Genomic DNA, 25,893 nt, shown 5'->3' on the forward strand with positions numbered 1-25,893 from the left:
GGCCCTGGCTCAGCCCTGGCAGTTCGGCCCGGGCGTCCAGGGGCGCACGGGCTCGGGGGTGAGCTGCGATTCGAGGCGTTCGTTGCCCAGCACCTTGAGGTATTCGATCAGCGCCAGGCGCTCGTCCGGCGAGAGGGCGCGGCCGATCACGCCGTTGCCCCGGCAGCCGTCGCGGAATTCGTGGCCGCTGTTGTGGTTGCCGGTGATGCGGGTGTCGAAGAGGAAGCCGCCGGGGAAGGCTTCAGTGCGGAAGCCGGCGAACTGCGGGTCGTACTCGAAGTTGCCGACGTAGAAGGTGGTGGCGCGCTCGTACACCGGGGAGAGCAGCTGGAAGATCGTCGGCACCGAGCCGTTGTGCAGGAAGGGCGGGGTGGCCCAGATGCCGTCCAGCGGGCGGGCTTTGTAGGCGCGCAGTTCACGCACGCCGATGGGCAGGCCGTAGCCGTCCATCTGCTTGCGCTCCTCGCCGCTGATGCCGGCCTGTTCGTAGGCGCGGTTCTCGACGTAGGCGGTGAGGTAGGCCAGGCCCTTGGCGCTGGAGATCTTGGCGAAGTCGATGTCCTTGAGGTCGGCGCCGAACAGGCGGACGTCGAGCTGGGCGAGCTGCTCTTTGGTCCAGCCGAGCTTGGTCACGTCGAAGCGGTGGTCGGCGATGTTGTCGGCGGTGGTGGGGTCGGTGCCGATCTCCTGGGTGCTGATCATGCGCATCTTCCACTCCGGGTCACGGGCGGGGGCCAGGCGCTTGTCTTCCGGCTGCGGGTTGGGGGCGTGGCAGTAGGCGCAGTTCTCGGCGAACAGGGCGCGGCCCTTGCTGGCGCGGGGCAGGTCGATCTTGCCGAGCACTTCTTCCGGCCAGGTCGGCGGTTTGAGGCGCTTGAGGGTCTCTTCCAAGGTGTACAGGTCACGCACGCGGGTGCTGGAGCTGTAGCGCTGGTCGAGGGGTACGGGCTGGCCGTTCTCCTCGTGCAGGGTGAGGCTGGCGCCCACACCGAGGGATTCGCCGATGTTGCGCGCCATGGGCTGCATGGCGGAGCCGTTCCACTGCACCCAGTCGAACTTCCAGATGTCCCACACCTGTGGGTAGCTCACCGGGGCGTTGGCGATGCGGTAGTTGGACGGGTCGATGGCGTCGCCGAACACGCTGTTGGCGATGCGGCCGAAGGCGTCGGTGCGGCCGAAGCCTTCCTGGGTGGGGTAGAGGCCGCGGTGGGTGTCGTTCCAGGCGGTGCCCAGCAGGCGGTCGAGCACGTCCTTGAAGTCGCGGCGCAGTTCGTCCTTGCCCTTGGGGTACTCCTCGCCGAGCACGGTCTTGGCGAAGCGGTTGAACTTGAGCGGGTTGTAGTAGGTGAAGGCCATGCTCATGCCCAGCGCCTGGCCGAAGCCGCCGCCCTTGAGGGTGGGCACGGTGGAGGCGAGGGAGTGCAGGGCGGCACCGCCGTCGATGCGGATGGCCTGGCCCTTGTAGTGCAGCTCGCCGGTGTGGCAGGCGGAGCAGGTGATGTCCAGGTACTGCTGGCCAGTGTCGTTGTCTTCATGCCGGGCGAAGCCCACGGGCAGGTTGCCGGGGTTCAGTTCGGTGGGCTGCTGCTGCGGGTCGACGAGGAAGCCGAAGCGGGCGAGGTACTCGGGGCGGGCGAACTTCTCGCTGGAGAAGGGCAGCTCCAGCGCGGTGAACCAGTCGTAGCGCAGTCCCTTAACCGTGGTGCCCTGGGGGGTGTAGTAGTAGGTCTGGCGGGATTGCGCGTCCCATTGGTCGAGGTAGTTGACCTTCTCCGGCGCCTGGTAGGCGGGGAGGTTGGGGTTGGCGATGTAATAGAGGACGACGGCGAGCCCCGCGAGCAGGAGCAGAACCAACAGGATCAGTGCACGGCGGAGAATGCGCATTCGATACTTCCTTGTACGCTTGTTGGAATTTCGTACGTTATGCCAATCAATTCCTAGGTTGGCAAGGTGCTATTACGTTCGTTTGTAAGGCCTATTTCCTGCGGGTATTCACGGCTCTTTCCTTCATAGCTTTTCGCGATAGCAGTTATGGAGAAGGGTTCCATGACGCGTCAAAGTTCTTGCTAGCGTTACGGATAGACGCGCCAACACGTTGTTTTTATTGAATAATTCAAAAAATTGGCGCCAAGGACGGGATATGTTGGAAAACATCACCCAGACCCCGAAACGCCTTCTCCTGATCGACCCCTGCGACGAGTGCCAACGGCTGATGCCCAGGCTCCAGGCCAGCGGCTGGACGGTGGAAAGCCGGGAGCTGCGCCAAGGCTCCGAGCCGGGCTGCGACGTGGGCCTGGTGCGCCTGCGCCGCGAGCACCTGGATCACCCGGAACGCATCCGGGCGCTCATCAGCCGCAGCGGCACCGAGTGGATCGGCCTGCTCGGGCCGGACATGGCCCGCCAGGAACAGGCCGAGGACTTCGCCGGGGAGTGGTTCTTCGACACCCTGCCGATGCCGGTGGATGCCGGCCGCCTGCAGGGCCTGCTGGGGCGGGCATTCGGCATTGCGCGGCTGCGCGGGCAGGTGGGGCGCCCGCGCGGCGAGCCGGAGCTGGTGGGTCAGAGCCGGCCCCTGCGGGAGCTGCGCAAGCAACTGGCGCGACTCGCCGGGCAGGAGCGCCCGGTGCTGGTGCTGGGGGAAAGCGGCACCGGCAAGGAGCTGGTGGCGCGCACGCTGCACCGCACCTCGCGGCGGGCCGAGGCGCCGTTCGTGGCCTTCAGTTGCGGGGTGCGCGGCGAACCGGAGGAGGAGCGCGCGCTGCTGGGGGAGGGCGGCGCGGTGGAGGCGGCCAACGGCGGCTGCCTGTTCCTCGACTCGGTGGCGGAGCTGCCGCTGCTGACCCAGCAACGCCTGCTGCTGGCCCTGCGCAGCCATCGCCTGCGCCGGGCAGGCGGTTGGCTGAGCCTGGATGTGCGCCTGCTGGCGGCCACCGACCGGGACCTGGAGCTGCTGGCCGAACAGGGCCGCTTCCTGCCGGAGCTGTACCAGTGGCTGTCCAGCCACACGGTGCGGCTGACCCCGCTGCGCCGCCGCCAGGGGGACATCGCCCTGCTGGCCGAGCACTTCCTGGCGCAGTACGCCATGGCTACCCACGGCCGCCCCCGCCATTTCAGCGAGGAGGCGCTCACCGCGCTGGTGCGCCACCACTGGCCGGGCAATGTGCGTGAGCTGGCCGGGCGGGTGCGCCGGGGCTATGCATTGGCGGAGGGCGTGCAGGTGGAGGCGGCGGACCTGGGGCTGCACAGCGCGCCGGCCGATGGCGGGGTGATCGGCACGCTGGAGGACTACAAGCGCCGCGCGGAGTACCAGGCGCTGTGCGATGCCCTGGCGCGCTACGGCAACAACCTGAGCCTGGCGGCGCGGGTGCTGGGCATCTCCCGCCCGACCTTTTATCGGCTGCTGCACAAGCACCAGTTGCTGTAGGGCACTTCAGTCCAGCGGCAGCAGCTTCAACTCGCTCTCGAACTGCAGGTCGCGGCCGCTCAGCGGATCGCGGAAGGCCAGGGCGCGGGCCAGTAGTTGCAGGGGGCGGGCGTGGTCGTCGTGTTGGTCACGGGCGTCCAGCAGCTCGGGGTAGAACAGGTCATGGAGGATGCCGGCGCCCAGCCCGGCCATCTGCACCCGCAACTGGTGCTTGCGCCCGGTGACCGGGTAGAGCGCATAGCGCCAGTGCCGGCTGCCGCGTTCGATCACCTCCAGGCGGGTTTCGCTGTTGGGCGGTCCGTCCGTTTCGCACATGCGGAAGAACGGCTCGCCCGGCTCCAGGCGCGTGCGCCGCACCAGGGGGAAGTCCAGCTGCGGCAGGGGCGCGGCCACGGCCTCGTAGCGCTTGTGCACCTCGCGTTCGCGGAACAGCGCCTGGTAGGCGCCCCGCGTGCTCGGCTCGCAGGAGAACAGCACCAGCCCGGCTGTGTGCCGGTCGATGCGGTGGATGGGCACCAGGTGCGGGTTGCCCAGGCGCTTGGTGAGGCGCGCCTGGAGCGTCTGCTCGACGTATTCCCCGGCGGGCATCACCGGCAGGAAGTGCGGCTTGTCGGCCACCACCAGGTGATCGTCCTGGTAGAGCACGCGCTCCTCGAAGGGGATGTCGCGCTCCTGGGGCACCTCGCGGAAGTAGCGCACCAGCTCGCCGGCCTGGTACGGCGTATCGGCATTCAGCGCGTGGCCGTCGGCATCGGTCACCCGGCCCCGGGCCAGGCGGTCCAGCCAGGTGGCGCGGTCGATGGCGGGGAAGCGCGCGCACAGGCCGTCCAGCAGCGTCGACCAGGGGCCGGGCGGCAGGCGCAGGGTGCTGGGGCGTACGTTGGGGCTGGGCATGGCCGTCTCGGGGCGTCGGGGCGGGCGCGCATTAGGCCGCAGCCGCTGGCGCCGGTCAAACTCGGCGGACGGGCGCCGGGCGTGGGCTGCAGGGCGCGCCGGCCGTGGGCCGGGTGTGATGGGCTGCGGTATTTCGCCCAAGGGGCTCCCGGCAGGGCGCCGGGCTCAGGCTACAATGCCCGACCCGCCGGGGAACGGCGGCCGTCGCAGCAGGTCGGATGCTCGCGCTCGGCGCCCGTCCCGGCCACCCGGATTCGGCTTTGCCTTCAACAAGAGGAACGCAGTATGTCTCGCACTTCCATCACCCTCGGCCTGGCCCTGGCGGCGGCCCTGCTGGCCGGTTGCAGCTCCACCAGCGCCCCGACCGACAAACCTGCCGAGACCAAGGCCGCCCCGGCCACCACCCAGGCGGACCCGACCACCGACGGCCGCTGCTCCTCGGCCCCGGCCCGCGCTCTGATCGGCCAGGCCGCCACCCCGGAGCGCGTCGAAGAAGCCCGCCGTGCCGCCGGCGCCGCCGACGTTCGCGTGCTGAAGCCGGGCAGCGTGATGACCCTGGAGTACAACTCCCGTCGCCTGAACCTGGACACCGACGACGCCAACCTGATCAAGGGCGTCAGCTGCGGCTGACCCCGGGCGGCCCTGCGCTGCGGGGCCGCTACCCCAGCTTCATCACCACCACGCCCATCGCGATCACCCCGCACGCCAGCAGCCGCACCGGCGGCATCGGCTCCTTGAGGAACACCCGCCCGATCAGCAGGGCGAACACCACGCTGGTTTCCCGCAAGGCCGAGACCATCGCCACCGGCGCCAGGGTCATCGCCCAGATGACGATGCCGTAGGCCAGCAGCGACATCGCCCCGCCTGCCAGCCCGCTGCGCCAGTAAGGCCCCAGCTGCCGCAACACCCCCGGTCCGCGCTGCACCACGATGGCCACCGCCATCACCGCCCCGTTCACCGCGAACAGCCACACCGCATAGGACAGCGCATCGCCAGTGCTGCGCGCGCCCTGGGCATCGGCCAGGGTGTAGCCGGCGATGAAGGCGGCGGTCAGCAGCGAGCAGGTCAGCATGCCCCGGCTCAACCCCACGCCGGTGCGCCCACCGCGCCAGGCCATCAGCCAGATGCCCGCCACCAGGGTCAGCAGCCCGGCCAGCTCCGGCAGGCCGAGGCCATCGTTGAGGAACAGCAGCGAGAGCAGCGCCACCAGCAACGGCGAACTGCCCCGGGAGATGGGGTACACCTGGCCAAGGTCGCCGTATTGGTAGGCGCGGGCGAGGAAGTTGTTGTAGCCGATGTGCAGCAACGCCGAGAGCGCGATCCACGGCCACGCCGCCGCCTGGGGCACGGCGACGAAGGTCAGGGCGCAGAGCGAGATCAGCCCGGCGGCGAGCTGGATCAGCGTGGCGGTGAGCAGGCGATCGAGGCCAATCTTCAGCAGCGCGTTCCAGCCCGCATGCAGCGCAGCGGCGGCCATCACCACCAGGAATACCGAGGTGTCCAAGCGCGATCTTCCTTGTACCGACGAAGACGCAGCGCCCACCGGGGGCGCCGCCAGGGAGGCGCGATAGTGACACAGCCCCCCAGCCCCTGTGAAACCGCCCCCGGCCTGATGGGCACCCTCCGTAGGATGCGGTTAGCTCAGCAAACCGCATCGCGCCCATGCCCTGCGCTGGCAGCACTCGAAGTGCGGGGCGCTCCCCGTAGCTCGGGCTTCAGCCGGGAAATCGGCGTTAGACGGGGCCCCGATGGTGGATGGAAAAAGCGCCATCCACCCTGCCGGAGCGGGCCACGGCACCCGGCCTGATGGGCACGAACCGCATCACGTCCATGGCCCGGCACCCCGTCTACTTGATCGGCAGCGCCACCGGGCGGATCGGGGCGGCGTCGGCGCCGCGGAACTTCAGCGAGGCGCCGATGAAGGCGAATTCGTAGACCTTGTCCCGCGACAGGCCTTCCAGGTCCACCAGCTCCATGATCGGCGCGCCCTGCTGGGCCAGCAGGTAGGTGTGCACGGGGATGTAGTTGTCCGGCACCTCGGTGGGGAAGGTCTCGAAGCTGAGGTTGTCCGCCCCCACCACCATGGCGCCGCCGTCCTCGACGAGGAATTTCGCCGCGTCCAGGCTCAGGCCCGGCGGGTTGGTCATGTAGCGCTGGGCGTCCTCGTAGGCGCGCATGCGCCCGGTACGGATCAGCACCACGTCGCCCTTCTGCAGGCGCACGCCCTGCTTGCCCAATGCCTGCTGCAGGTCCTGGCGGGTGACGCGGTAGCTGTCCGGCAGCAGCTCCACGCCCTTGGCGGCGGGGATGTCGATCAGTACGCCACGGGCGACGATGGGCGGCAGCTTCTCCGCGCCGGTCACGTTCCAGCCGCGGTCGCCCAGGTGGTCGGCGGCGGCGTAGCCGTTCCAGATCTTGCCCTCCAGGCCGAAGTGGTTGAGCGCGTCGATGTGGGTGCCCATGTGGGCGTACATGGACACCGCCGAACCGGTGTAGCTGACGTGGCGGTTCATCGCCTCGCCGACGCCCATCGGGTCGGCCAGCAGGTTGCCGTGGGGCGTGTGGGTCATCCACATCTGGTAGGGCGGGTCGCCCGCCGCCTGCCAGCTGGGCATGCCGATGAAGTACTCCACGGCCAGGTCGTAGGCCTTGCCGCCGCTGAGGCGGCCGAGGATGGCGGCGCGGGACTCGGGGGTGATCAGGTTGAGGCGGCCGATCTCGTCCTTCGGCCCCCAGGGGCTCTTGCCGACTTCCTCGGCGGCGAGGGCGCCCTGGGCCAGGGACAGCAGCAGGGGCAGGGCGGCGAGGCGGGAAAGGGGGCGTGGCAGGTGCATGGCGGTATTCCTTGTGGGTGATGGATGCCGCGATGGTATTTGTCAGCCCTGAAGAGATAATCTCCGCCTCCGCTGAAATACATTCAACCCAAGGGAAAATATGGACCTGCTCGTTGCCATGCGGACCTTCCGCCGCGTCGTCGAACTCGATGGCTTCAGCAAGGCCGCCGTCGACCTGGGCCAGTCCACCGCTGCGGTGAGCAAGCAGGTCCGCCAGCTGGAGGCGCGCCTGGGCAGCCTGTTGCTGCTGCGCACCACCCGGCGCATGAGCCTCACCGACACCGGGCGCGCCTACTTCGCCGAGTGCTGCCGCCTGCTGGACGAGCTGGATGCCCTTGAGAACGCCACCGCCCTGGGCACCGGGGAGGTGAGCGGGCGCCTGCGGGTCAACGCGCCGCTGTCGTTCAGCCTCAAGGTGCTGTCGCCACTGCTGGTGGAGTTCATGGCGCTGTACCCGCAACTGAACGTGGAGCTGACCCTGGACGACCACCTGCTGGACCCGGTCTCCGAAGGCTTCGATGTGTCACTGCGCATCCGCTCCAGCCTGCCCGACTCCAGCCTCATCGCCCGGCGCCTGGGTGAGGTGGAGCAGGTGATCTGCGCGTCGCCCGGCTACCTCGCGACGCGGGGCACGCCCCGGCAGGTGGAGGACCTGTGCGGCCACGACTGCCTCGCCTACCGCCTGGCCGACAACCCCGGCGGCTGGCGCCTGGACGGCCCCAAGGGGCGCGGCGTGGAGCTGCGTACCCGGCTTTCGGCGGACAACAGCCTGATGCTCGGCGAGATGCTGGTGGCGGGCCTCGGCATCGGCGCGCTGCCGTCCTTCATCGCCAACCCGCTGCTTGCCAGCGGCCAGTTGCAGCGGGTGCTCCCGCAACAGCAACTGGCCCGGCGCACCATCTACGCCCTGTACGCCAGCAACCGCCACCTGCAGCAGAAGGTGCGGGTGTTCGTCGACTTCCTCGCCGAACGCCTGGCAGGCGAAACGTAGCCCGGGCTTCAGCCCGGGAAATCGGCGCTAGACGGGGCCTCGATGGTGGATGGATACCCTACCGGAGCGGGCCACGGCACCCGGCCTGATGGGCACGCCCCGTAGGATGCGGTGAGCTCGGCGAACCGCATCGCGCCGATGCCCTGCGCTGGCACCGCATGTCGCCTCGGAGTGTGGCGTGGCGCTCCTCGTAGCCCGGGCTTCAGCCCGGGAAATCGGCGTTAGACAGGACCTCGATGTACCGGTGCAGGCGCCACGGCGCGATGCGGTGGTCTGCCGTCAGGCGTGGCCGAGCAGGAGGAAGACGCCGAGGGCGAGCCCCAGCAGGGCGATGCCGAAGTTGATCAGCGGGCCGGAGTTGACGCTGTAGCCCTCGGGGATCTCGATGGGCCTGAGGGTGCGCAGCACCTTGCGGTACTGCAGCGAGGACCAGCAGGCGCACCAGGCGCCGAGCAGCAGCAGGGCCAGGCCGACCCAGTAGGACGCGCGGTTCTGCAGGCTTTGGGCGTGCTCGGGCTGCAGCAGGTGCAGCAGCAGGCCGGTGCGCTCGATGGCGAAACCGAAGGCCATCAACGCGAGGCTGGTGCGGTTCCAGGCGAGCAGGGTGCGCTCGGCGGCGAAGAAGACGCGGGGGTCGTTGAGGTCGGACATCGTCACTCCAGGGCAAGACGGGACCGGGCAAGCCTGCCATGTCCGGGCCGCTACGGCGACCCGGCCGGCTTCAGCGCCGGTGCAGCCAGCTGAGGAAACCGCCCTTGCGGATGGCGGTGGGTTTCTCGGTCAGCAGGGACTGGCTGGCCTGGGTGCGGAAGGCCTGCAGCTTGTCGAGCGCGGTGCGCACTTCGCTGCGTTGCGCCAGGCAATCGCGGATCTCCGCTGCGTCGATGCGGTACAGCCGGCAGGAGGTGAGGGCGGTGAAGCGGGCGCTGGAGGGCGCGTCGCCGTTGATGCCTTCCTCGCCCATCACTTCGCCCGGGCCCATGCGCCCGGCCTCCAGCCAGCCGTCGCCGTCGGGCAGGGCGGTGGACACCACGCCGCTGCCGATCACCAGGAGCTGCCCGGCCACGTCGCCGCGCTCCAGCAGCACCTGGCCGGCGGGGTGGTCGCTGACGGTCATCAGCCGGGCCAGGCGCTCCTTCTCCTCGTCGCCCAGGGCGCGGAAGACCTTCACCTCGTCCAGCAGCAGGCGCTCGCGCGAGCGCGGGTGTTCGGCCGCTTCGCCCACCCGCTGCAGGCCGGCGGCCTCCAGGTTGCGGTGGGCCAGGTCGAACAGCAGGTTGCGCACGTCCACCTTGCTGGCGCCGGCGCCGATGAAGCCGCTGATCTCGTACTGGTTGACCTCCACGCCGGCGCTTTTCATCGCCACCTTGGGTGCGGGGGTGGCCAGCAGGTCGCGGCAGCCGCGCAGGGTGCGCTCCAGGGCGTCCAGCACCCGGCGCGGGCGGATGCTGGCGGGCACCTCCAGGGTGATGGCCACGCCATGGATCTCCCGGGGGCGGCTGTTGTTGATGATCTTCGCCTTGGCCGCCAGGGAGTTGGGGATCACGGCGGTGCTGCCCTGGCTGGTGAGCAGGTGGGTGGCGCGCCAGTCGATCTCGATGACCTTGCCTTCGAGGCCGTCGATGGCGATGGAGTCGTCCAGTTGGTAGGGGCGGGTGGTGTTGAGGATGATCCCGGAGAACACATCCGCGAGGGTGCTTTGCAGCGCCAGGCCGACCACGATGGCCATGGCGCCGGAGGTGGCCAGCAGGCCCTTGACCGGCAGTTGCAGCACGTAGGCCGCCGCCGCCACCAGGGCGAGCAGGAAGATCAGCGCGCCGAGCACGTCCTGCAGCAGTCGCCCGGTGTGGCCGCTGCGGCCGATCAGCACCAGGCCCAGCACCACGGTGAGGGTGCGGGCGCCGTACAGCCACCAGAGGATTTCCAGCGCGGTGCCGGCCAGGCCTTCGGCGCTGTCGGCCCCCGGAGGCGGCAGCAGCGGGCTGAGGCCGGCGCTGATCAGCACCCAGCTGTAGAGCAGGAACAGCCCCAGCCGTGCGGCCACGCGCCAGGGACGCGGGCTGGCCGGCAGCAGGCGCCAGGCGAGGATGTCGAGCAGCAACAGGGCGAGGCCGGCGATCAGCGGATGGCTGGCGATGAGGGTGGGCATGGAGGTCTCGGGGCGATGGCGGCGGTGCGCCAAGATAGCAAGGGCGCCGGGGGTGACGGCAAGGGGCCAGCGTTTGACGTTGCCGGTGGGCTCCCCCAAGCTGCGCGCTTCTTTTTGCCAGCCAGGAACCCGACGTTTGATCCAGTCCCTTTCCCGCCTGCGCCGCCTGTGGCCCTTCGCCCTGGCTCCCTTCCTGTTGCTCGCCGGCTGCGACGACACCCCGAAACGCGAAGCCCCGGCGCTGCCGCGCTACCAGGGCGTGGCCTGGAGCGACCTGCCGCCGGTGAGCGATGCCGACCTGCTGGCCGGCTTCACTACCTGGCGCTCTGCGTGCGAACGCCTGGCCCGCGACCCGGTGTGGGGCCCGGTGTGTGCCGAGGCCGTGGGTGTCGCGGACGACCCGGCTGCGGTGCGCACCTTCCTGCAGGCGCGCCTGTCGCTCTACAGCCTGCGCTCCGGCGAGGGCGAGCGCGGGCTGATCACCGGCTACTACGAGCCCGTCTACCCGGGCAGCCTGGCCCGTTCCGAGCAGATGACGGTGCCGGTGCTGGGCGTGCCGGACGACCTGATCGTGGTGGCGCTGGAGTCCCAGTACCCCGAGCTGAAGGGCAAGCGCCTGCGCGGCCGCCTGGAGGGGCGTGTGCTCAAGCCCTACGACGATGCCGCCACCCTGCGCGAGAAGCCCGATGCCGGCCCGGTGCTGGCCTGGCTGGGTGACCCGATGGACCTGCAGTTCCTGCAGATCCAGGGTTCCGGGCGCATCCGTCTGGAGGACGGCAGCCAGATCCGCGTCGCCTACGCCGACCAGAACGGCCACCCGTACCGCCCGGTGGGGCGCTGGCTGGTGGAGCAGGGCTACCTGAAGAAGGAGGAGGTGAACATGGGCGCCATCCGCGACTGGGCCCGTGCCAACCCGACGCGGGTACCGGAGCTGCTGGCGAGCAACCCCAGCTACGTGTTCTTCGTCACCCGGCCGGACAGCCCCGAAGGCCCCCGTGGTTCGTTGAACGTGCCGCTGACCGCCGGCTACAGCGTGGCCATCGACCGCAAGGTGATTCCCCTCGGCAGCCTGATGTGGCTGGAGACCACCCGCCCGGACGGCACCCCGGTCATCCGCCCGGTGGCGGCCCAGGACACCGGCGGTGCTATCGTCGGGGAAGTGCGTGCCGACCTGTTCTGGGGCACGGGGGATGAGGCGGGCGAACTGGCCGGCCACATGAAGCAGGACGGCCGCCTGTGGCTGCTCTGGCCCAACGGCGTGCCGTTGCCCGAGGTGAAATAGACGCGGTAGGTAGAGCGAGCGCCCCATCCCGCGCCAGGCAGGATGGGGCTGGTCTCAGAGGATGCGGCCGCGGCACTCGCCGAAGCCGATGCGGGGCAGGCCCTCGCGTTCACACCAGGCCTTGAGGATCACTTCGTCGCCTTCCTGCAGGAAGGTGCGCTGCTCGCCGCCGGGCAGGGTCAGCGGCTGCTTGCCGCCGAAGGTGCTCTCCAGGAGGCTGCCGAAGGCATCCGGCTCGGGGCCGGACAGGGTGCCGGAGCCGAACAGGTCGCCCGCTTGCAGCTTGCAGCCGCCCACAGCGTGGTGGGCCACCAGCTGCGCCACGGTCCAGTACATGTGCTGGGTGTTGGAGAGGGCCAGGCGCACCGGGTCGATGCCCTGCTCGCGCATGGCGGCGCTCTGCAGCAGCACTTCCAGCTTGATGTCGAAGGCGCCGTTGGCCTGGTCGGCCGCGTCCAGCAGGTAGGGCAGCGGCTGCGGGTCGCCGGCCGGGCGGGCCGGTTGCGGGGTGCGGAAGGGCTCGAGCGCCTCGGCGGTCACCACCCAGGGCGAAACCGTGGTGGCGAAGTTCTTCGCCAGGAAGGGTCCCAGCGGCTGGTATTCCCAGGCCTGCAGGTCACGGGCGGACCAGTCGTTGAGCAGGCAGAAGCCGGCGATGTGCTCGGCCGCGCGGCCGATCTCGATGGCCTCGCCCATGGCGTTGCCCTGGCCGATCCAGATGCCCAGCTCCAGTTCGTAGTCCAGGCGCTTGCTGGGGCCGAAGCTCGGCACTTCGGCGCCCGGTGGCAGGGTCTGGCCGTTGGGGCGGTGCACCGGGGTACCGGAGACGCACACGGTGGAGGCGCGGCCGTGGTAGCCGATGGGCACGTACTTGTAGTTGGGCAGCAGCGGGTTGTCCGGGCGGAACAGCCGGCCGACGTTGTTGGCGTGGTGGATGCCGACGTAGAAGTCGGTGTAGTCGCCGATGCGTGCCGGCAGGTGCAGCTGGCAGTCGGCGGCCAGCGGCAGCAGCTCGGCGCCGAGGGCCTCCAGGCGGGCCTGGGCGGGGCTGCCTGCGGCGAGCAGCTCCTGCAGCTGGCGGCGCAGGGCGCGGCGGGCGTTGGCGCCGAGGGCGAAGAAGGCGTTGAGGTCTTCGCCGGCGGCGACGCGGGCGGCTTCGGCGGCCTCACCGTCGAACAGGCCGGCCGTGCTGGCGATCTTCAGGTCGAAGATGTGCGCGCCGATGGCGACGCCGCCACGGGGGGGGCCGCCGGCCGGGCTGAAGATGCCCAGCGGCAGGTTCTGCAGGGGGAAGTCGGGGTGGCCGTTGGCCGATTCGATCCAGCTGGTGCGGGTGTCGTGTGAAGTCATCGATCAGATCCTGCCCTTGTCGAAGGTCTTGGCCATGCCGTCCCAGCAGGCATCGTAGTCGCTCTGCAGGGCGGCGCATTCGAGGGCGTAGCGGCTGGGGCGCAGCACGCGGCCGGTCTCGAACATGAAGGCCATGGTGTGGTCGAGCTTGTGGGGCTTGAGCTCGGCGGCGATGGCGGCGGTGGTGCTGGCGTTGTCCGGGCCGTGGGCGCTCATGCAGGTGTGCAGCGAGGCACCGCCGGGGGCGAAGCCGTCGGCCTTGGCATCGTACGCGCCCTGGATGAGCCCCATGAACTCGTTCATCAGGTTGCGGTGGAACCACGGCGGGCGGAAGGTCTTCTCGGCCACCATCCAGCGCGGCGGGAAGATCACGAAGTCTACGTTGGCCATGCCGGGGGTGTCGCTGGGCGAGGTGAGCACGGTGAAGATCGACGGGTCCGGGTGGTCGTAGCTGACCGTGCCGATGGTGTTGAACAGGCGCAGGTCGTACTTGTAGGGCACGTTGTTGCCGTGCCAGGCGACCACGTCCAGCGGCGAGTGGCCGAGGGTGGTGGCCCAGAGTTCACCGAGGTACTTCTGCACCAGCACGGTGGGGGCTTCCAGGTCTTCGTAGCGGGCCATCGGGGCGAGGAAGTCACGGGGGTTGGCCAGGCCGTTGCTGCCGATGGGGCCGAGGTCCGGGATGCGCAGGGCCGCGCCGTGGTTCTCGCAGATGTAGCCCCGGGCGCTGGCGTCCAGCAGTTCGACGCGGAACTTCATGCCACGGGGGATGACGGCGATCTCCAGCGGCTCCACCTCCAGCACGCCCAGTTCGGTGACCAGGCGCAGGCGGCCCTGCTCGGGGACGATCAGCCATTCGCCGTCGGCGTTGAAGAACACCCGCTCCATGGAGGCGTTGGCGCAATAGAGGTGCACGCTGACACCGCTGGCCTGCTCGGCATCGGCGGTGGCGACCAGGGTCAGCAGGCCGTCGAGGAAGTCGGTGCGGGCCTGGGGAATGGGGTGGGGGTTCCAACGCAGGCGGTTGGGGTTGACCGGGCCCATCTCGCGGCCGGGAATCTGCTTCTCCAGGCGCTCGAAGCGCGGGTGCGCGGCAGAAGGACGGATGCGGTACAGCCAGGTGCGGCGGGCTTCGGCGCGCGGCACGGTGAAGGCGGTGCCGGAGAACTGCTCGGCATACAGGCCATAGGGCGCGCGCTGCGGGGAATTCTGGCCGACGGGCAGGGCGCCCGGCAGGGCCTCGCTGGCGAACTCGTTGTTGAAACCGCTCAGGTAGTGCAGGTCGGAGAAGGGCAGCGCGGGTGACATGGATGGCCTCTGGTTTTTGTAATTGAATTACGGATAACGTAATTTGAAAGGCGGAAGGGGTCAAGCTATAACAGCGGCCTCCTAAGCGAAGCGGGGCAGTGCATGGCCATCCAGAAGGACGACGCCGAGGCGTCCAAGCGACAGAAGGTGCAGGCGGCGGAAGTCGGCACCGAGATCCTCAAGGGGCTGGCCCAGCTGGCGCCGGCCACGTCGCTGTCACGGCTGGCAGAGCACCTGGGCATGCCGGCGGCCAAGGTCCATCGCTACCTGCAGGCGCTGATCGCCAGTGGTTTCGCTGCCCAGGACGCCACCACCAACCACTACGGCCTGGGGCCCGAGGCCCTGTTCGTCGGCCTGGCCGCCATCGGCGGGCTGGATGTGGTGCGTGCGGCCACACCGACGCTGTCGGCCCTGCGCGATGAACTCAACGAGACCTGCTTCCTGGCCGTGTGGGGCAACAAGGGCCCGACGGTGGTGCATGTGGAGCAGCCGCTGCGCGCGGTGACCCTGGTGACCCGCGTGGGCTCGGTGCTGCCGCTGCTGGGCTCCTCCACCGGGCTGGTGTTCGCCAGCTACCTGCCGGAGGCGGAGTTCGCGCCGCTGCGGGACGAGGAAGCGCACCTGCCCGGCGTACCCGATGCCAAGGCCCTGGCGGCCCAGGTCGCGGAGATCCGTGCCAGCGGCCTGCACCACGTGCACGGCTTGCTGATGCCAGGGGTCAACGCGCTGTCCGCGCCGGTGTTCGCGGTCGGCGAGCAGATCGCCGGGGTGATCACGGTGGTGGGCGCCGCCAGCGGCTTCCATGCCGAGACCAGCGGCCGCGCGGCAGCGTTGCTGAAGCAGGCGGCCGAAACCATCACCGCGCGGATGGCGGGCGTTCGTCCGGCGTGAGCGAGGGCGTCCCGGTAGGCCGCGTGCAGTTGTAAGAGCGAAGCGCTTTCGCGGTTGAAACCGCTCCCACAGGTGCTGGATGGCAGTCATGAAAAAGCCCGCTTGATGCGGGCTTTCTCGTTAGGGCGGTGACTCACTCGGTGGTGAGCACGCCCCGGCGGATCTGGTCGCGTTCGATGGATTCGAACAGGGCCTTGAAGTTGCCCTCGCCGAAGCCGCTGTCGCCCTTGCGCTGGATGAACTCGAAGAACACCGGGCCGAGCAGGGTCTCCGAGAAGATCTGCAGCAGCAGCCGGCGTTCGCCGCCTTCGGAGGTGCCGTCCAGCAGGATGCCGCGTGACTGCAGGGCCTCCACCGGCTCGCCGTGGTTGGGCAGGCGGCCTTCGAGCATCTCGTAGTAGGTGGTGGGCGGTGCGGTCATGAAGCGCATGCCCAGGGCCTTGAGGTTGTCCCAGGTGCTGATCAGGTCGTCGGTGAGGAAGGCCACGTGCTGGATGCCCTCGCCATTGAACTGCATCAGGAACTCTTCGATCTGCCCGGCGCCCTTGGAGGATTCCTCGTTGAGCGGGATGCGGATCATGCCGTCCGGCGCGGTCATGGCCTTGGAGGTCAGCCCGGTGTACTCGCCCTTGATGTCGAAGTAGCGGATCTCGCGGAAGTTGAACAGCTTCTCGTAGAAGTCCGCCCAGTAGGCCATGCGGCCGCGGTACACGTTGTGGGTGAGGTGGTCGATGATCTTCAGGCCCGCGCCCTTGGGGTTGCGGTCCACGCCTTCGATGAACTCGAAGTCGATGTCGTAGATCGACGAGCCTTCGCCGAAGCGGTCGATCAGGTACAGCGGCGCCCCGCCGATGCCCTTGATCGCCGGCAGGCGCAGTTCCATCGGCCCGGTGGGAATCTCGATGGGCTGGGCGCCCAGGGCGAGGGCGCGGGCATAGGCCTGGTGGGCGTTCTTCACGCGGAAGGCCATGCCGCACACGGAGGGCCCGTGTTCGGCGGCGAAGTAGGCGGCCTGGCTCTTGGGCTCGTTGTTGAGGATCAGGTTGATCTCGCCCTGGCGATACAGGTGCACGTCCTTGGAACGGTGGGTGGCCACCTTGGTGAAGCCCATGGCGGCGAACACCGGCTCAAGGACGTTGGGGGTGGGGGAGGCGAGTTCGATGAACTCGAAGCCCATCAGGCCCATGGGGTTTTCAAAGATGTCGGCCATGGCATGGCTCCTCGGATCAGGTTGCGGTCGCGCCGCGAAAGGTTGAAGGCGTCTGTCGGTCGATCAAACGCTTCGCGGCGGCGCGCAGGACACCCCGCGCACGCTGCGCGCGAGGTGGTCGCCGATGGTGACCTTGAAAGCGAGGCTCTGCATGGGTGCGCTCCTCAGGCCGGCTTGTCGGCCTGGGCGTCCGGGTGGGCGGCGCGGAAGGCGGGGTGCTCCAGCGCCAGGCGTTCGACCCTCAGGATACGCGGGTAGCCGGAGAGGTCCACGTTGAAGCGGCGGGCGGCGTACACCTGCGGCAGCAGGTAGACATCAGCCATGCCCGGTGCGTCGCCGAAGCAGTAGCCGGTGTCGCCGATCAGCGCCTCCACCGCCGCCAGGCCCTCGCCGATCCAGTGGGCGATCCAGTCGTTGACGGTGGTTTCATCGGCGCCCATCTGCCGCAGGCGGTTGAGCACAGCCACGTTGTGCAATGGGTGGATGTCGCAGCCGATCAGCGCCGTCACCTGGCGCTGGCGGGCGCGCTGCAGCGCATCGCCGGGCAGCAGGGCGGGCTCGGGGTAGTGTTCGTCGAGGTATTCGAGGATGGCCGGGGACTGGATCAGCACCGCGCCTTCGTCGGTACGCAGCGCGGGCACGCGGCCCTGGGGGTTGATGGCGCGGTAGGCCGGCTGGCGATGTTCGCCGCCGTCCTTGATCAGGTTGACCGGGAGCATGTGGACCTCCAGCCCCTTCAGTGCCAGGGCGATGCGTACCCGGTAGGAGGAGGTGGAGCGGTAATAGGTGTAGAGGTCCATGGCAGGCTCTCGCAAGGTCACGCGCCAGTCGGGGAGGCCGCCGACGCTGTTGTTTTCATAATCTATTTACACTCTGCGTAATTTTTCCCGTGACGGCAAGCCCGACGTTGCGCCGATTGCCAGGCTTGCCGCCCCGTCCTCATTCGAGGTTCACGCGCTGGCGATGTTCCGCCACCGAGGCCGACCAGCCCAGCTCCTGGGAGATGCGCCGGCGCAGGCAGTCGGCGGCGTCCGGTTCACCGTGAACCACATAGGTGTGCTTCGGCGGCTTGGGCAACTGGCGCAGCCAGTCGAGGATCTCGTCGGCATCGGCGTGGGCGGAGAGGTTTTCCAGTTGGACCACCTCGGCGCGGATGGGCACGTCCACGCCGTGGATGCGCACCTTGTCGGCGCCACCGGCGATCAGCGCGCCACGGGTGCCGCCGGCCTGGTAGCCGGACAGCAGGATGGTGTTGCGCGGGTCGGGCGCCAGGGACTTCAGGTGGTGCAGCACCCGCCCGCCGGTGGCCATGCCGCTGCCGGCGATGATCACCGAGGGCGCGCGCATGTCGTCCAGGCGTTTGGATTCGTCCACCGAACGCACGATGTGCGCCACCTTGCACATGCCCAGGCAGTCCTCGGCGTTGAGCCGGTGCAGGTCGCCGTAGCGCTGGTAGAGCGCGGTCACGTCGGTGGCCATGGGGCTGTTGAGGTAGATCGGCAGATCGGGGATGCGCCCGGCGCGCTTGAGCTTGTCGATCAGGTGCAGCAGCAGTTGCGCGCGGCCCACGGCGAAGGCCGGGACCACGGTGATGCCCCGGCGCAGGGCAGTGCGGGTGATGACCTCGGCCAACTGGTCCTCGGCCATCGTCGGGGTGTGGTGGCGGTTGCCGTAGGTGGACTCCACCAGCAGGTAGTCGGCGGCCTGCAGCGGCTGCGGGGGCAGCATCAGCGCATCGTCGGGGCGGCCGACATCGCCGGAGCAGCCCAGGGTGATGTCGCCGGCGCGCAGCTCCACGCTGGCCGCGCCGAGAATGTGGCCGGCCGGGCGCATGGTCACCCGCAGGTCGCCGAGAATGTCCACGCTGCGGTTGAAGGGCAGGGGGCGCAGCAGGCGCAGGGTGCGCTCGGCGTCTTCCTCGGTGTACAGCGGCAGCGCCGGGGCATGGCGGGAGAAGCCGTGGCGGTTGGCGAACTCGGCTTCCTCTTCCTGCAGCCGCCCGCTGTCCAGCAGGAGGATGCGCGCCAGCTCGCAGGTCGCCTCGGTGGCGTAGATCGGCCCCCGGTAGCCGGCCTTCACCAGCACCGGCAGGTAGCCGCTGTGGTCCAGGTGGGCGTGGGTCAGCACGATGGCGTCCAGGCGCTGCGGGCGCACCGGGAAGTGGTCCCAGTTGCGCTCGCGCAGCTGCTTGTAGCCCTGGAACAGCCCGCAGTCCACCAGCAGTCGCTTGCCGTTGTGGTCCAGCAGGTACTTGCTGCCGGTCACCGTCCCGGCTCCACCCAGAAAGAACAGGCGCATGGTTTGCCTCCTTGTCGTTGATGCGCTGATTCTGGGGAAGCATAGGTGCTGCGGCGCTGCGCTGGATCAAGTCCGGGCAATGCTTGAAGAGTTGCGCGGTTTGCTGCACGGTGCCGCCCCACCGTCGGGCCGTTCGACGCCCCTGGCACCCCGGAGACCCCATGCTGACCCTCACCCTCGGGCCTTTCACCCTGGCGCTTTCGCACCTGCTGGTCCTCGCCAGCCTGCTACTGGCCACCGTCGTTGGCGGGTGGCTGGGGCGGCGCAGCGGGCACAACCCCGAGGCGGTGCTGTTCAACCTGCTGCTGGTGGCGCTGGTGGGCGCGCGCCTGGCGTTCGTCGTCGCCTATGCCGAGCACTTCCGCGAGACCCCCTGGCAGGTGCTGGACATCCGCGACGGCGGCTTCATCGCCTGGCCCGGCGTGCTGGCCGCCCTGGCGCTGGCCGGCTGGCTGCTCTGGCGGCGCCCGCCGCTGCGCCGGCCCCTGGGCGTCGCGCTGCTCAGCGGGCTGCTGCTGTGGGGTACGGGGCAGGCGCTGATGCAGGCCCTGGAGCGCGGCACCCGCCTGCCGCCGGTGGCCCTGCAGGACCGCGACGGCCGGCCGGTGCGGCTGGAGGACTACCAGGGCCAGCCGCTGGTGGTGAACCTCTGGGCCACCTGGTGCCCGCCCTGTCGCCGCGAGATGCCGGTGCTCGCCAGCGCCGCGCAGCAGCATGCCGACGTGCTCTTCCTGTTCGTCAACCAGGGCGAGGACGCCGAAACGGTCCGCCACTACCTGGCCAAGGAGGGGCTCAGCCTCGGCCACGTGCTGCTGGACGGCGGCACCCGGCTGGGGCAGCGGGTCGGCTCCCGCGCGCTGCCCACCACGCTGTTCTTCGATGCCGAGGGGCGCCAGGTCGGCAGCCACCTGGGCGAGTTGTCCCACGCCAGCCTGGTCCAGGCCCTGGGCGTGCTGAAGCGCGACATCCCCCCCGCCGACGCCGCGCCGTAGCGGCACAACGCCATTGAGTTTTGCGCCCTGAATCCGCACCATGCGCGCCGGGTTTTCAGGCCTGGTGGTCGGTGGCGATGGTGCAAGGCAGTGGACGGACCGAGGGCAGGGCAAGGGGGTGGCGCACGCTGGCGCTGGCCGCGCCATGCCTGCTGGCGTTGCTGGCCGGTGCGCTCCACGCCGATTGGGATTTCGCCCTCATCAGCCGCCGTGCCGAAGCCCTCTATGGCCCCCTCGGTCCCGGCAAGGCCCGGGTCGATGAATGGCAGGCCCTGCTGGGCCGCCTGGCCGGCGCCGACGAGAAGAAGCAGCTGGAAGAGGTGAACCGCTTCTTCAACGCCAAGCTGCGCTTCACCGACGACCTCGCCACCTGGGGCCAGGTGGACTACTGGGCCACCCCGGTGGAGGCGCTGCGCAAGGGCGCCGGCGATTGCGAGGACTACGCCATCGCCAAGTACATCAGCCTGCGCCACCTCGGCGTACCCAGCGAGAAATTGCGCATCACCTACGTCAAGGCCCTGCGCCTGAACCAGGCGCACATGGTGCTGACCTACTACGCCCGGCCCGACGCCGTGCCCCTGGTGCTGGACAACCTGGTGGGCGGCATCCTGCCGGCCAGCCAGCGCAGCGACCTGCTGCCGGTGTACGCCTTCAACGCCGAGGGCCTGTGGCTCGCCGGCAAGGGCGGCAAGCAGGTGGGTGATTCCAAGCGGCTGTCACGCTGGCAGGACCTTTTGAAGAAGATGAAAGCCGAAGGCTTTCCCACGAGCGAATAGCGGAGTCCGGATGTCCCTGTTCAAACAACTGTTGATCGCCATCTGCCTGTTTCTGGTCGTCGCCTTCAGCGGCAGCTTCATGGTCAGCCTGGAAAGCTCCCGGGAGCAGTACGAGAACCAGCTGCGTTCCCACGCCCAGGACGCCGCCACGGCGCTGGGCCTGTCGCTGACGCCGCACATCGACGACCCGGCGATGGTGGAGCTGATGGTCAGCTCGATCTTCGACAGCGGCTATTTCGAGCGCATCCGCGTGGTCGACACCGCCACCGGCCAGGTGATGGTGGAGCGCACCGGCGTGCCGGACGCGGTGGCGGCCAACGTCCCGCAGTGGTTCGTCGCCCTGGTGGGGCTGCAGTCCGCCGGGGGCGACGCCATCGTCAGCCGTGGCTGGACCCAGGCCGCACGGGTCGAGGTGCAGAGCCACCCGATGTTCGCCATCGCCAAGCTCTGGCAGACCGCCCTGGGCACCCTCGGCTGGCTGCTGGTCTGCGGCCTGGCCAGCGCCGGCCTGGGTGCCGTGCTGCTGCGTCGCCAGCTCAAGCCGCTGGACTACATGGTCGAGCAGTCCCACGCCATCGCCCGCCGCGAGTTCCTCAGCCTGCCGCAACTGCCGCGCACCCCCGAGCTGCGCCGGGTGGTGCAGGCCATGAACCAGATGGTGGAGAAGCTCAAGGCGCTGTTCCAGGAACAGGCCGAACGCAGCGAGCGGCTGCGCGACGAGGCCTACCAGGACAGCCTCACCGGCCTCGGCAACCGTCGCTATTTCGAACTGCAGCTGCAGGACCGCCTGGGCAGCGACGAGCGCGCCTGCAACGGCTACCTGCTGCTGCTGCGGGTCAACGACCTCGCCGGCCTCAACCAGCGCCTCGGTGGCCCGCGCACCGACCAGTTGCTCAAGGCCGTGGCCGAGCAGCTCAAGCGCGCCGGTGCCGGCTTCCCCCTGGCCCGCAGCCGGGGTGGCGAGTTCGTCCTGCTGGGCGCGGGGCTGACCCGCGAGGAGGCCGAGCACCTGGCCGAGCGCCTCGACGCCGCGCTGGTCAGCCTGGCCGAGACCGGTGCCACCGACAGCCTGCCGGTGGCCCACATCGGCCTCGCGCCCTTCGCCCCGGGCGAGGCCCAGGACGAGCTGATGCGCCTGGCCGACGAGGCCCTGGCCCGCGCCGAGCGCGAAGGCGGCCAGGCCTGGGCCTGCGTCGAGCACAGCGACGCGGCGCAGGGCGGTGAAGACCGCCACACCTGGCACCGCCTGCTGGACGAGGCGCTGACCGCCCGGCGTTTCGAGCTGTATTTCCAGCCGGTGGTGGACAGCCGCGATCCCCAGCGCGTGCTGCACCACAAGGTGCTCTCGCGCCTGCCGGACGGGCAGGGCGGCAGCATCGCCGCCGGCCGCTTCCTGCCCTGGCTGGAGCGCTTCGGCTGGTCCGCCCGGCTCGACCTGGTGATGCTGCAGCGGGTGCTGGAGCAGATGACCGGGCACGACCGCCCGCTGGCCCTGAATCTCTCTGGCGCGCTGCTGCGCGACCGTGCCGCCCTGGAGCGCGCCTTCGAGCTGCTGCGCCAGCACCCGGAGCTGGGCCCGCGCCTGACCCTGGAGCTGGAAGAGGACCAACTGCCCGACCAGGCCGTGCTGGAAAGCCTCACCCGGCGCCTGCGCGAACTGGGCTTCGCCCTCAGCCTGCAGCACTTCGGCGGGCGCTTCAGCATGATCGGCAACCTGGCCCGCCTGGGCCTGGCCTACCTCAAGGTGGACGGCAGCCACATCCGCGCCATCGACCAGGAGAACGACAAGCGCCTGTTCATCGAGGCCATGCAGCGCGCGGCCAACAGCATCGACCTGCCGCTGATCGCCGAGCGCGTGGAAACCGAAGGGGAACTGGCTGTGCTGCGTGAAATGGGCATCCAGGGCGTGCAGGGCCGGCTCTTCGGCGAACCGGCGCCCTGGGCCTGACAGGGCTCAGGGCAGTTGCACCTGCCCCGGGCCCGTCACCTTCGCCTCCAGCGGCTTGCGGCTGGAGGTGTTGCGCAGCTTGATGCGCTCGCCCTGGCGGCCATCCTCCAGCGCCTCGGCCTCCACCGAGGCGTTCAATCCGCCCACCGCCGCCACCACCGTCACCCGCTGCCCACGGCGCACCAGCACCGGCGGCGCCAGGCTCGCCGGGCCGATCACCTGGCCCGCGCGCAGGCTGCGCCGGGCGCTCTGGCCGACCACCTCTGCCGGGGTCTGGTAGAAGCCCCGGCGCAGGCGCTCCAGCGGCATGACCTTTCGCTCCAGCTGGCGCGCCTCCAGCGTCGCGTTGCGCTCGATGGCGACGCGGCTGACCAGCACCGGCAGGCGCACGCTGGCCTGGCTCACCACCACCCGCTGCCAGCCTTCCGGGCATTTCACCCGGTAGCGCTGGCGTGCCAAGGGGTTCGGCAGCGCGGCCTCGGCCGTCACTGACAGGGGCCCGCTGCAGGGCTTCAGCGACGCGGTTTCTCCCAGCACCTGGCTTTCCAGTGTGTGCTCCAGGTCTTGCCAGCCCTTGCTGAGTGCGAGCGCGTCGAGGCGCGCGTCCTGCTGCTGGGCGACCGCTTCCAGCACCTGGCTGGCGACCTTGGTGTCGGCCTGGGTACAGGGCGCAACCACGCCCGCGAGCACGAGGAAGAGGGCGGAAGCGAGCCTTCCCGCGTGGGCACGGGTGGCGTTCGAAAGCGGAAGCCCGGGACGATTCTGGTTGGCTGATGAATTCATTCAACTGACTGAAAAACAAGAGGATTTTAGGGTGTGCCCGAACCCGGCACGCTTCCTGCGATAGGGCATCCGTCCCCATCCGTGAGGAGGCCGAGGGCCCATGAGTATACGAATCGAAGACAGCCTGAGGGTTCACGCCCAGGCGCTGGAATTGCGCATGCAGCGCAGCGAAATCCTCTCGTCGAACCTGGCGAACGAGTCCACCCCCGGCTTCCGGGCCCGGGATTTCGACTTCGCCGAGCAGATGCGCCAGGGCGCCGAGTACCGCCTGCCGGGCCTGGAGGACCAGGCGCCGAGGTTGAAGTACCGCGTGCCGTTCAACCCCTCCCTGGATGGCAACAGCGTGGAGCAGGGCGTGGAGCAGGCGGAATTTTCCCGCAACGCCATGGATTTCCAGACGAGCCTGACCTTTCTCACCATGAAGTTCCGAGGCCTGAAGCAGGCCATCGAGGGCCGTTGACCATGTCCTTCGACGCCATCTACCGCATCGCCGGCTCGGCCATGAACGCCCAGACCGTGCGCCTCAACACCATCGCCAGCAACCTGGCCAACGTCGAATCCGCCGCCGGCAGCCGCGAGGCCGTGTACCGGCCGCGCAAGCCGCTGTTCGCCGCCATCTACGAGAACGGCGAGCTGTCCCGCCCGGCGGGCCTGGGCGGCGCCCGGGTGCAGGTGCTGGACGTGATCGCCAGCCAGGCCGAGCCGCGCCGGCGCTACGAGCCGGGCAGCCCGCTGGCCGACCGCGACGGCTACGTGTTCTACCCGGACGTGAACCCCATCGAGGAGATGACCGACATGCTCTCCGCCTCGCGCGGCTTCGAGACCAACGTCGAGGTCCTCAACCGCGTCAAGAGCATGCAGCAAGGCCTGTTGCGCCTGGGAGAAGCCTGATGAACCGCATCGACAACGAAACCGCCAGCCGCACCCCGGGCGGTCGCGAGGTGCAGGCCAACCCGGCCTTCGACCTGCGCGACGTGGCCCAGATGGAGAACACCTTCATCACCCTCATGAGCGCGCAGATCCAGAACCAGGACCCGACCAACCCCGCCGACAGCAGCCAGTACATCAACCAGTACGCCAACCTCGCCCAGGTGCGCAGCATGGCCAACCTGACCCGGGTCGCCCAGGGCAGCCTGGTGCTGGTGGACAACCTGCAGACCCTCACCGCCGCCGGGCTGGTGGGCCAGCAGGTCAAGGTCGCCAGCGACAGCGTGACCCTCGCCGGCCGCGTGATCGAAGGCGAGATACGCCTCACATCCCCCTCGGGCAGCACCCAGCTGGAACTGGTCAGCGAGAGCGGCCGGCGCACCACGCTGCAGCTCGGCCCCCAGCAGCCCGGCCGCGTGCCCGTGCGCATCGACCCCGCCGCCCTCGGCCTGCCCGAGGGCCGCTACCGCCTGGAGGTGCGCACCGACAGCGGCGAGATGCCGCCGGTTGAGCTGGCCGGCCGCGTGGTGCAGGTCCGCACCAGCGCCACCGGCCCAGTGCTGGAGGTGGCCGGCCTTGGCCAAGTGCCCTTCTACAACGTCGTCGAATTCGGCGGCGCCTGATTGTCCCTGTGAGGTAGACCATGAGCTTCAACATCGCCCTGACCGGGCTGAATGCGGTGAACCAGCACCTGAACGCTGTCAGCCACAACATCGCCAACTCCGCCACCACCGGCTTCAAGTCCTCCCGCGCCGAGTTCGCCAGCCTGTATTCCTCCGGCCAGCCCATGGGCGTGGAGGTGCAGGCAGTGACCCAGAGCATCAGCCTGCGCGGCTCCATCAACGCCAGCGGTCGTGACCTGGACCTGGCCATCGGCGGGGGCGGCTTCTTCATCACCCGCAGCGCCGGTGGCGAGACCCGCTACACCCGCGCCGGCATGTTCGGTACCGACGAGCAGGGCTACCTGACGGCGGGCGGTGGCCGGCTGCAGGGCTACCCGGTGGATGCGGCCGGCGTGCTGCAGGCGGGTGTGCTCGGTGACCTGCAGCAGAAGACCGGCAACCTGCCGGCCCAGGCCAGCAACCGGGTGGACTTCGCCGCCAACCTCGACGCCAACGCCACACCGCCCAAGGTCACCCCCTTCGACCCGAGCAACCCGGATACCTACACCTGCACCCAGACCACGCCGGTGTATGACTCCCAGGGGAAAAAGCACAGCTTCACGCAGTACTTCATCAACACCGGCAGCAACCAGTGGGACGTGCGCTACTTCGTCGACGGTGCCGGTGTCGGTCCCTCCCAGCCCCTGAGCTTCAGCACCAGCGGCACCCTGGCCGCCCCCGTGGGGCCGGTGACCATCACCCACCCGCTGCCCGGCGTCGAGCCGCTGAACCTGGCTCTCAGCTACGCCGGTTCCACCCAGTACGGCTCGCCCTTCGTCATCGGCACCAACCGCGCCAACGGCTATGCCACCGGCGAGCGCACCGGCATGGCGGTGGAGAAGGACGGACGCCTCTACGCCACCTTCAGCAACGGCCAGCGCCTGCTGGAGGGCCAGCTGGTGCTGGCGGGCTTCACCAACCCCGGCGGGCTGGCCAACCAGAACGGCACCAGCTGGAGCGAGACCAGCGCCTCCGGCACGCCGCTGCTGGGCACGCCCAACAGTGGCCAGTTCGGCCCCATCAGCAGCAAGGCCCTGGAGGGCTCCAACGTCGACCTCACCCGCGAGCTGGTGGGGCTGATGGAAGGGCAGCGCAACTACCAGGCCAACACCAAGGTGGTGAGCACCAACAAGGACCTCATCCAGGCGCTGTTCGCCGCCGTCTGAGGAACACG

Annotated in this window: 24 protein-coding genes; 12 read left to right on the forward strand and 12 right to left on the reverse strand. The window is 69.6% G+C overall.

Annotation, left to right across the window (positions count from 1 at the left end; genetic code table 11):
- Positions 1-9 precede the first annotated feature (9 nt).
- A complete protein-coding gene (locus FBY21_RS02530; RefSeq protein ID WP_142008417.1) occupies positions 10-1,884 on the reverse strand; it encodes a di-heme-cytochrome C peroxidase in 1,875 nt (624 codons plus the stop codon).
- A gap of 256 nt (positions 1,885-2,140) precedes the next feature.
- On the opposite strand from FBY21_RS02530, the gene FBY21_RS02535 reads away from it, so the two are divergent.
- Positions 2,141-3,424, forward strand: a complete 1,284-nt coding sequence (locus FBY21_RS02535) for a sigma-54-dependent transcriptional regulator (RefSeq protein ID WP_074967911.1) — start codon at positions 2,141-2,143, stop codon at positions 3,422-3,424.
- A gap of 6 nt (positions 3,425-3,430) precedes the next feature.
- Here FBY21_RS02535 and FBY21_RS02540 read toward each other — a convergent pair whose 3' ends face one another.
- Positions 3,431-4,318, reverse strand: coding sequence for a pseudouridine synthase (locus tag FBY21_RS02540; RefSeq protein ID WP_142008419.1), 888 nt, complete (start codon positions 4,316-4,318; stop codon positions 3,431-3,433).
- A 285-nt stretch (positions 4,319-4,603) separates the two neighbouring features.
- Here FBY21_RS02540 and FBY21_RS02545 point away from each other — a divergent pair, with 285 nt between their 5' ends.
- A complete protein-coding gene (locus FBY21_RS02545; protein WP_044407066.1) occupies positions 4,604-4,948 on the forward strand; it encodes an I78 family peptidase inhibitor in 345 nt (114 codons plus the stop codon).
- Positions 4,949-4,976: 28 nt separating this feature from the next.
- On the opposite strand, the gene FBY21_RS02550 is transcribed toward FBY21_RS02545, so the two are convergent.
- Entirely contained in the window at positions 4,977-5,822 is an 846-nt protein-coding gene (locus FBY21_RS02550; RefSeq protein WP_142008421.1) for an EamA family transporter, read from the reverse strand.
- A gap of 343 nt (positions 5,823-6,165) precedes the next feature.
- Complete coding sequence (locus FBY21_RS02555; RefSeq protein ID WP_044407060.1) at positions 6,166-7,152, reverse strand: cyclase family protein; 987 nt, start codon at positions 7,150-7,152, stop codon at positions 6,166-6,168.
- Positions 7,153-7,252: 100 nt separating this feature from the next.
- On the opposite strand from FBY21_RS02555, the gene FBY21_RS02560 reads away from it, so the two are divergent.
- Entirely contained in the window at positions 7,253-8,143 is an 891-nt protein-coding gene (locus FBY21_RS02560) for a LysR family transcriptional regulator (RefSeq protein WP_142008423.1), read from the forward strand.
- Positions 8,144-8,422: 279 nt separating this feature from the next.
- On the opposite strand, the gene FBY21_RS02565 is transcribed toward FBY21_RS02560, so the two are convergent.
- Entirely contained in the window at positions 8,423-8,794 is a 372-nt protein-coding gene (locus FBY21_RS02565) for a YidH family protein (protein WP_074967919.1), read from the reverse strand.
- Positions 8,795-8,864: 70 nt separating this feature from the next.
- Complete coding sequence (locus FBY21_RS02570; protein WP_142008425.1) at positions 8,865-10,292, reverse strand: mechanosensitive ion channel family protein; 1,428 nt, start codon at positions 10,290-10,292, stop codon at positions 8,865-8,867.
- Between the two features lie 136 nt (positions 10,293-10,428).
- On the opposite strand from FBY21_RS02570, the gene FBY21_RS02575 reads away from it, so the two are divergent.
- A complete protein-coding gene (locus tag FBY21_RS02575; protein ID WP_253543622.1) occupies positions 10,429-11,574 on the forward strand; it encodes a murein transglycosylase A in 1,146 nt (381 codons plus the stop codon).
- 54 nt (positions 11,575-11,628) lie between these two features.
- Here the strand turns inward: FBY21_RS02575 and fahA are convergent, their stop codons facing one another.
- On the reverse strand, positions 11,629-12,924 hold the full coding sequence (gene fahA, locus FBY21_RS02580; protein ID WP_142008427.1) for a fumarylacetoacetase: 1,296 nt from the start codon (positions 12,922-12,924) through the stop codon (positions 11,629-11,631).
- Between the two features lie 3 nt (positions 12,925-12,927).
- Positions 12,928-14,232 (reverse strand): homogentisate 1,2-dioxygenase, encoded by a 1,305-nt coding sequence (gene hmgA, locus FBY21_RS02585; protein ID WP_142008429.1) that lies wholly within the window; start codon positions 14,230-14,232, stop codon positions 12,928-12,930.
- A 102-nt stretch (positions 14,233-14,334) separates the two neighbouring features.
- Here hmgA and FBY21_RS02590 point away from each other — a divergent pair, with 102 nt between their 5' ends.
- Complete coding sequence (locus FBY21_RS02590; protein ID WP_074967925.1) at positions 14,335-15,123, forward strand: IclR family transcriptional regulator; 789 nt, start codon at positions 14,335-14,337, stop codon at positions 15,121-15,123.
- A gap of 133 nt (positions 15,124-15,256) precedes the next feature.
- Here the strand turns inward: FBY21_RS02590 and hppD are convergent, their stop codons facing one another.
- From hppD to FBY21_RS02605, 3 genes are all read right to left on the reverse strand, one after another.
- A complete protein-coding gene (gene hppD, locus FBY21_RS02595; protein WP_142008431.1) occupies positions 15,257-16,333 on the reverse strand; it encodes a 4-hydroxyphenylpyruvate dioxygenase in 1,077 nt (358 codons plus the stop codon).
- Positions 16,334-16,497: 164 nt separating this feature from the next.
- The gene (gene maiA, locus FBY21_RS02600; protein ID WP_074967929.1) at positions 16,498-17,133 is read right to left on the reverse strand and encodes a maleylacetoacetate isomerase; all 636 of its coding nucleotides are present in this window, start codon (positions 17,131-17,133) and stop codon (positions 16,498-16,500) included.
- Positions 17,134-17,272: 139 nt separating this feature from the next.
- Positions 17,273-18,631: an MBL fold metallo-hydrolase RNA specificity domain-containing protein gene (locus FBY21_RS02605; RefSeq protein ID WP_142008433.1), complete on the reverse strand. Its 1,359-nt coding sequence runs from the start codon at positions 18,629-18,631 to the stop codon at positions 17,273-17,275.
- 161 nt (positions 18,632-18,792) lie between these two features.
- On the opposite strand from FBY21_RS02605, the gene FBY21_RS02610 reads away from it, so the two are divergent.
- From FBY21_RS02610 to lapD, 3 genes are all read left to right on the forward strand, one after another.
- A complete protein-coding gene (locus FBY21_RS02610) occupies positions 18,793-19,623 on the forward strand; it encodes a TlpA disulfide reductase family protein (protein ID WP_142008435.1) in 831 nt (276 codons plus the stop codon).
- Between the two features lie 77 nt (positions 19,624-19,700).
- Positions 19,701-20,399 carry a cysteine protease LapG gene (gene lapG, locus FBY21_RS02615; RefSeq protein WP_142016218.1) on the forward strand — a complete coding sequence of 233 codons (699 nt, stop codon included), beginning with the start codon at positions 19,701-19,703 and terminating at the stop codon, positions 20,397-20,399.
- A gap of 10 nt (positions 20,400-20,409) precedes the next feature.
- Positions 20,410-22,347 carry a cyclic di-GMP receptor LapD gene (gene lapD, locus FBY21_RS02620; protein WP_142008437.1) on the forward strand — a complete coding sequence of 646 codons (1,938 nt, stop codon included), beginning with the start codon at positions 20,410-20,412 and terminating at the stop codon, positions 22,345-22,347.
- A gap of 6 nt (positions 22,348-22,353) precedes the next feature.
- Here lapD and flgA read toward each other — a convergent pair whose 3' ends face one another.
- Positions 22,354-23,025 (reverse strand): flagellar basal body P-ring formation chaperone FlgA, encoded by a 672-nt coding sequence (gene flgA / locus FBY21_RS02625; RefSeq protein WP_160158554.1) that lies wholly within the window; start codon positions 23,023-23,025, stop codon positions 22,354-22,356.
- Positions 23,026-23,230: 205 nt separating this feature from the next.
- On the opposite strand from flgA, the gene flgB reads away from it, so the two are divergent.
- Genes flgB through flgE form a run of 4 tightly spaced genes read left to right on the forward strand, consistent with a single transcriptional unit; the run spans position 23,231 to position 25,885 of the window.
- Positions 23,231-23,590 carry a flagellar basal body rod protein FlgB gene (gene flgB, locus FBY21_RS02630; RefSeq protein ID WP_044407025.1) on the forward strand — a complete coding sequence of 120 codons (360 nt, stop codon included), beginning with the start codon at positions 23,231-23,233 and terminating at the stop codon, positions 23,588-23,590.
- Positions 23,591-23,592: 2 nt separating this feature from the next.
- A complete protein-coding gene (flgC, locus tag FBY21_RS02635; protein ID WP_044407022.1) occupies positions 23,593-24,021 on the forward strand; it encodes a flagellar basal body rod protein FlgC in 429 nt (142 codons plus the stop codon).
- On the forward strand, positions 24,021-24,680 hold the full coding sequence (locus FBY21_RS02640) for a flagellar hook capping FlgD N-terminal domain-containing protein (protein WP_142008441.1): 660 nt from the start codon (positions 24,021-24,023) through the stop codon (positions 24,678-24,680). Before flgC ends, FBY21_RS02640 begins: the two co-directional genes overlap by 1 nt.
- Before the next feature lie 20 nt (positions 24,681-24,700).
- A complete protein-coding gene (gene flgE / locus FBY21_RS02645) occupies positions 24,701-25,885 on the forward strand; it encodes a flagellar hook protein FlgE (RefSeq protein WP_142008443.1) in 1,185 nt (394 codons plus the stop codon).
- The last annotated feature ends 8 nt before the right edge of the window (positions 25,886-25,893 follow it).

This window comes from Pseudomonas sp. SLBN-26, from assembly GCF_006715895.1.
GTDB lineage: Bacteria > Pseudomonadota > Gammaproteobacteria > Pseudomonadales > Pseudomonadaceae > Metapseudomonas > Metapseudomonas otitidis.

Bases quoted from the DNA above. Each gene is read 5' to 3' on its own strand.
- FBY21_RS02530 (WP_142008417.1), bottom strand. From the start codon at position 1,884: ATGCGCATTCTCCGCCGTGCACTGATCCTGTTGGTTCTGCTCCTGCTC.
- FBY21_RS02535 (WP_074967911.1), top strand. From the start codon at position 2,141: ATGTTGGAAAACATCACCCAGACCCCGAAACGCCTTCTCCTGATCGAC.
- FBY21_RS02540 (WP_142008419.1), bottom strand. From the start codon at position 4,318: ATGCCCAGCCCCAACGTACGCCCCAGCACCCTGCGCCTGCCGCCCGGC.
- FBY21_RS02545 (WP_044407066.1), top strand. From the start codon at position 4,604: ATGTCTCGCACTTCCATCACCCTCGGCCTGGCCCTGGCGGCGGCCCTG.
- FBY21_RS02555 (WP_044407060.1), bottom strand. From the start codon at position 7,152: ATGCACCTGCCACGCCCCCTTTCCCGCCTCGCCGCCCTGCCCCTGCTG.
- FBY21_RS02560 (WP_142008423.1), top strand. From the start codon at position 7,253: ATGGACCTGCTCGTTGCCATGCGGACCTTCCGCCGCGTCGTCGAACTC.
- FBY21_RS02565 (WP_074967919.1), bottom strand. From the start codon at position 8,794: ATGTCCGACCTCAACGACCCCCGCGTCTTCTTCGCCGCCGAGCGCACC.
- FBY21_RS02570 (WP_142008425.1), bottom strand. From the start codon at position 10,292: ATGCCCACCCTCATCGCCAGCCATCCGCTGATCGCCGGCCTCGCCCTG.
- fahA (WP_142008427.1), bottom strand. From the start codon at position 12,924: ATGACTTCACACGACACCCGCACCAGCTGGATCGAATCGGCCAACGGC.
- hmgA (WP_142008429.1), bottom strand. From the start codon at position 14,232: ATGTCACCCGCGCTGCCCTTCTCCGACCTGCACTACCTGAGCGGTTTC.
- FBY21_RS02590 (WP_074967925.1), top strand. From the start codon at position 14,335: ATGGCCATCCAGAAGGACGACGCCGAGGCGTCCAAGCGACAGAAGGTG.
- hppD (WP_142008431.1), bottom strand. From the start codon at position 16,333: ATGGCCGACATCTTTGAAAACCCCATGGGCCTGATGGGCTTCGAGTTC.
- maiA (WP_074967929.1), bottom strand. From the start codon at position 17,133: ATGGACCTCTACACCTATTACCGCTCCACCTCCTCCTACCGGGTACGC.
- FBY21_RS02605 (WP_142008433.1), bottom strand. From the start codon at position 18,631: ATGCGCCTGTTCTTTCTGGGTGGAGCCGGGACGGTGACCGGCAGCAAG.
- FBY21_RS02610 (WP_142008435.1), top strand. From the start codon at position 18,793: ATGCTGACCCTCACCCTCGGGCCTTTCACCCTGGCGCTTTCGCACCTG.
- lapG (WP_142016218.1), top strand. From the start codon at position 19,701: ATGGTGCAAGGCAGTGGACGGACCGAGGGCAGGGCAAGGGGGTGGCGC.
- lapD (WP_142008437.1), top strand. From the start codon at position 20,410: ATGTCCCTGTTCAAACAACTGTTGATCGCCATCTGCCTGTTTCTGGTC.
- flgB (WP_044407025.1), top strand. From the start codon at position 23,231: ATGAGTATACGAATCGAAGACAGCCTGAGGGTTCACGCCCAGGCGCTG.
- flgC (WP_044407022.1), top strand. From the start codon at position 23,593: ATGTCCTTCGACGCCATCTACCGCATCGCCGGCTCGGCCATGAACGCC.
- FBY21_RS02640 (WP_142008441.1), top strand. From the start codon at position 24,021: ATGAACCGCATCGACAACGAAACCGCCAGCCGCACCCCGGGCGGTCGC.
- flgE (WP_142008443.1), top strand. From the start codon at position 24,701: ATGAGCTTCAACATCGCCCTGACCGGGCTGAATGCGGTGAACCAGCAC.